This window comes from Parahaliea mediterranea (assembly GCF_003402235.1).
In the GTDB taxonomy this organism is placed as follows: domain Bacteria; phylum Pseudomonadota; class Gammaproteobacteria; order Pseudomonadales; family Halieaceae; genus Parahaliea; species Parahaliea mediterranea.
On record NZ_QEWO01000018.1, the window covers coordinates 1 to 4405 of the forward strand.

At 45.2% G+C, this 4405-nt stretch carries 4 protein-coding genes and 1 pseudogene; 1 reads left to right on the top strand and 4 read right to left on the bottom strand.

All coding sequences use genetic code 11. The annotated features are described in order from the left end of the window. A partial coding sequence (gene traN / locus DDZ17_RS22085) for a conjugal transfer protein TraN (RefSeq protein WP_241506002.1) occupies window positions 1-1029 on the top strand: 1029 nt, incomplete at its 5' end. 257 nt (window positions 1030-1286) lie between these two features. Here traN and DDZ17_RS22090 read toward each other — a convergent pair. The 4 genes and pseudogenes from DDZ17_RS22090 to DDZ17_RS22100 all read right to left on the bottom strand — a co-directional run bounded on the left by DDZ17_RS22090 (window position 1287) and on the right by DDZ17_RS22100 (window position 4080). Further along, window positions 1287-2267 (bottom strand): IS5 family transposase, encoded by a 981-nt coding sequence (locus DDZ17_RS22090; protein ID WP_116369204.1) that lies wholly within the window; start codon window positions 2265-2267, stop codon window positions 1287-1289. Between the two features lie 88 nt (window positions 2268-2355). Continuing rightward, the gene (locus DDZ17_RS22600; protein ID WP_173480771.1) at window positions 2356-2745 is read right to left on the bottom strand and encodes a hypothetical protein; all 390 of its coding nucleotides are present in this window, start codon (window positions 2743-2745) and stop codon (window positions 2356-2358) included. A 56-nt stretch (window positions 2746-2801) separates the two neighbouring features. Then, window positions 2802-3404: pseudogene (locus DDZ17_RS22095) on the bottom strand (IS3 family transposase); the annotation flags it as partial. Between the two features lie 55 nt (window positions 3405-3459). Further along, the gene (locus DDZ17_RS22100) at window positions 3460-4080 is read right to left on the bottom strand and encodes a TetR/AcrR family transcriptional regulator (protein WP_116369205.1); all 621 of its coding nucleotides are present in this window, start codon (window positions 4078-4080) and stop codon (window positions 3460-3462) included. Window positions 4081-4405 lie beyond the last annotated feature (325 nt).

The window sequence follows — 4405 nt, forward strand, 5'->3', positions numbered from 1 at the left end:
CATTACCCAGCCGAGGGACGATGCAGCTTGGGATATCCCGGATTCTGCCGGTTTCCCAACACGTCCGGAACGACACAATCCGGAATGAAACCCACCGCGGTTTACGGATTATTAAGCGAGACAACAATAGTGGCGGTTAACAAGCTTGATACGGCAGTCATGGCCATGAATCCGTCTTCGGCAATCTATGGTTCTTGGAATACGCTCAGGGAACCGATCACCAGTACCTGGAGTGCGGTCAAAGAGCCCTTTGTGTCTCCATGGGACTCTCTTATGGGGGCTGGACCATCAACGGCTGCTGGTGCGGGAGCGGAGCAAGCTGCGACTGGCTTCATGCAGGTGTTGACCAACAAAACGGCTGAATGGGTAGGTACGACCTTTGGTTCGGGGGCGCAATCGGCACTGTTTAGTAACGTTGGTGGCGCTGTTGGAGCCGATGGTGTCGTTTCGGGTGGTAACTTTGCATTGGGTGGCGCTGCGGGCGCGGTTCTGAGTACGGTTATGACGGCCTACATGATTTATTCAGTCACCATGATCCTCATTCAGCTTATCTGGAAATGTGAGCAGAGCGAGTTTGAAATGAACGCCAAGCGGGTATTGAAGAGTTGCCACTATGTAGGCTCTTACTGCAAGTCTAAGTTCTTAGGTGCCTGTGTTGAAAAACGGCAGTCATATTGCTGCTTTACTTCGCCGCTTTCACGGATCATTCAGGAACAAGTACGTCCGCAATTGGGCCTTGGCTGGGGCAGTGCCAAGTCACCAAACTGTGAAGGTTTAACCGCGAGTCAGTTAAACCAGGTGGATTGGAGCCAAGTCAATCTGGATGAATGGATAGGTATCTTATCGATAACAGGCAACCTACCCGAAGTACCGCCACTGGATCTGGAAAGACTCACTGGCTCAGGAAGTACCCTAAACGTTGATGGAAACCGTCAAAGTACCGCAGACAGAGCCATTGAACGGCTAAACGGAATGGATGCCCAGAAACTGCGTCAGGAGGCGACAGAAGAAATTTCGGGGAATAATTAAAAGAAGTTGCTTCATCAGTATTAATGGAACCAGTACTGATGAAGAAATAGAAGTGTTTGATTCATCATTCTTCCGAAGTTTACTAAATAGCTTGATCGATTAGCATAAGCTTGAGTTTTAGGGAAGCTGCGAATAGGTCCTGCGATTTAGGTATCGAGCGAAGCTTTGAGCTGACCGCCTAACTTTTGAACACCAAATTTCCAATTCTCCCCAATTTTCGGCCGGATTTCGACCCTATTTCGGGCGATTCCCGGATTTCAGACAGATCTTGGCTGTCGTCGCAACATTTGGTCTACTTTAAACAGGTTTGCCAAGGTGAATAGCATGGCTAACTGAGAGTCATTTTTCATCAGTCCTTTATAGCGTGCTTTGATAAAGCCAAACTGACATTTGATGATCCGAAACGGATGCTCTACCTTTGCCCGGATGCTGGCTTTTAAGTATTCGATGTTAATAATGGTTTTGTTCTTACGAGGATGCTTTTTCAGGGCTCGCACCTTGCCGGGACGCTCGGCAATTAGCCATTCTACATTCGAGTCTTTCAGTTCTTCCCGCTTCTCTGCGCCCTGATAACCAGCATCACCAGAGATGAATTCCTCGTCGCCGTGCAACAGGCTTTTCAACTGATTCAGATCATGTTCATTGGCGGCAGTAGTCACCAGCGTATGGGTTAAGCCGCTCTTGGCATCCACGCCAATATGGGCTTTCATGCCGAAGTGCCATTCGTTGCCTTTCTTGGTCTGATGCATATCCGGGTCACGTTGCTTGTCTTTGTTCTTGGTGGAGCTAGGCGCTTCAATAATCGTCGCATCCACCAACGTGCCCTGTGTCATCATCACACCACAATCCGACAGCCATTGGTTGACGGTTTTAAATAACTTGCGCGTGAGTGTGTGTTTTTCCAGTAAGTGCCGGAAATTCATGATGGTGGTGCGGTCAGGAATGGCCTTATCCAGTGACAGTTGTGCAAACTGGCGCATTGAAGTAATCTCGTACAGCGCGTCCTCCATGGCTTCATCACCAAGACTGTACCACTGCTGCATACAGTGAATGCGGAACATGGTTTCCAGCGGATACGGACGGCGACCATTACCCGCCTTGGGGTAGAAAGGGTCTATTACATCCAGCAATTGAGACCACGGTAGCAGGTTATCCATTCGGGATAAAAATATCTCTTTACGAGTCTGACGGCGTTTGCTGGAAAACTCGCTATCGGCAAAGGTGAACTGGTGGCTCATGGAACATTGGTTCCTGCTGGATTGCTATGTCACTATGATCTCACATCAGGAACTTATTCGCATCTTCCTTAGATGGCACTGTGTTGAGTTAGATTGAATTTAACCAGTTCAATGCTTCAAGTTCATCTGAAAACTGTTTTACTCTATATTGAGTAAGTTGGACATTATCTTTGATTGCAGGATAGATACCATTTTGAGGTTCATTATCGAGTATTGCAATTGCAGCGTGTTTGAATTTTAGTTCTGATGTTACAAATCTCGCGAAAATAGTTTGTTCAACTTTTGAAGCTTTTAAATTGGCTAATCGATAATCAATGAGTAACTTATAAATGGCTTTTTGTTTGTAATCAGTAATTATTGTTTGAAAGATTTGAGTGCGTTCATCGAAGTCTATCTCTCCTTCATATACCACCATTATAATGTGAGAATTATCAATTTTTGATATATGGTGTGGCATAACAAAGTTTACTCTATACAAGGCTCATTCATAGGGTTGATTATAGATTAATATGCCAGTGAATCGCTACCAATAACTTAGACACTTCCCAGCCTTTCTTGGTAACGGTTTTCATACTCTACTGGTGACAGCAGATTATTGGAACCATGTTTTCTTTTGCAGTTATAAAACATCTCGATGTATTCAAAGATATCGCTTCTGGCATCGTCTCTTGTTGAGTAGATTTTTCGCTTGATGCGTTCACGTTTCAGTAGTTGGAAGAAACTCTCAGCAACAGCATTGTCGTGACAGTTTCCTCGTCTGCTCATGCTACCTTCCAGGCCATTAGCTTTGAGGAATGCTTGCCAATCATGGCTGGTGTACTGGCTTCCCTGGTCGGAATGCACCATCACTTGTTGTTTAGGATTACGCCGCCAGACAGCCATCAGCAGCGCATTCAGCACAATGTCTTTGGTAATGCGTGACTGCATTGACCAGCCAATCACTTTGCGTGAGAACAAATCCACGACCACTGCCAGATATAACCAACCTTCGTGAGTGCGGATATGTGTAATATCCGTTACCCAGGCTTCATCTGGCGCCGTAGGATTAAACTGACGCTGCAACCGGTTGGGAACAACAATGTGACTCTCACCACCACGATGACGTGGCCTGCGATAGCCCACCTGAGCCTTCAGATCTTCTGAGCATTACTTCAAACAGCTACGTATGATAATAGATTCCCCGTTTAACACGCTATTTACTCTCTATTGCATATCGACTCAAAATTAGTGCAACAATGTTCTTGGCAATATTCTTTTTAGCCTCGTCACTTAGCGCATCTTCAATTTTAAAAAGCTGTGGCCAGAAACACTGCCCTTTTACCAAACTGTCTATTTCATTCACCACGTATTTAACATCATCAAAAGCCAATCTGCCATCAGCCTTTGCATCATTGAGCCATCGATGCATGGCCGTTTCCTGAACTTTTAACTGCGCTACTTCGTCTTTGAGTTTATCAGGTTCATAAAAGAAGTAGCCAATCGCTACACGGGCTAAATCAAGATGACTTTCACTTACCATAAACTCGATGTCTTTGAGAATGATGCTTTGCAGCTGTGTATCGAGAGGTTCGTTAGGTAAGTAATGCGCTGTGATATTCATTATGGCACTTTGCCACTGCTCGGTGACAAGATGCATAACTAAATCTTCTTTCGTAGAAAAGTGATTATACACAGTACGCTTAGACACATTAGCCAACTCAGCAAGCTTATCCATGCTAGTACCTTTCACGCCAAATTCTTGAAACGCTTGCGTCGCTGCTTGAATAATCGCTTCGCGTTTTAAGTCGCTAAGGGTTCGTGTATTGCCAGCCATTGGTCTACGCTCTTAATCATATAAAACTTCTTTTTACACCGACCAGTTTACTTTTCAATGCAGATGAACCATAATGCACTCGCCAGTTTACTTTTGTATTAGCATACTATAAGGCGCACAATGTTTGCAACGTAGGTTGTTTTTAAATGCAACGATACTGGTTATCTATGTTCAACATATTACTAATGGATGGCATACAGAGCTGGACCCCATTGACTGGACAGCCATTGCAGGAAGATAAGTGCTTCCCTCAAGATGAGCGTGATGCTCTGGAGAGAAGCGATGAGACGCAAGAGACGGACCCACTCACCGGAATTCAAGGCCA

Bases quoted from the DNA above. Each gene is read 5' to 3' on its own strand.
- DDZ17_RS22100 (WP_116369205.1), bottom strand. From the start codon at position 4,080: ATGGCTGGCAATACACGAACCCTTAGCGACTTAAAACGCGAAGCGATT.
- DDZ17_RS22090 (WP_116369204.1), bottom strand. From the start codon at position 2,267: ATGAGCCACCAGTTCACCTTTGCCGATAGCGAGTTTTCCAGCAAACGC.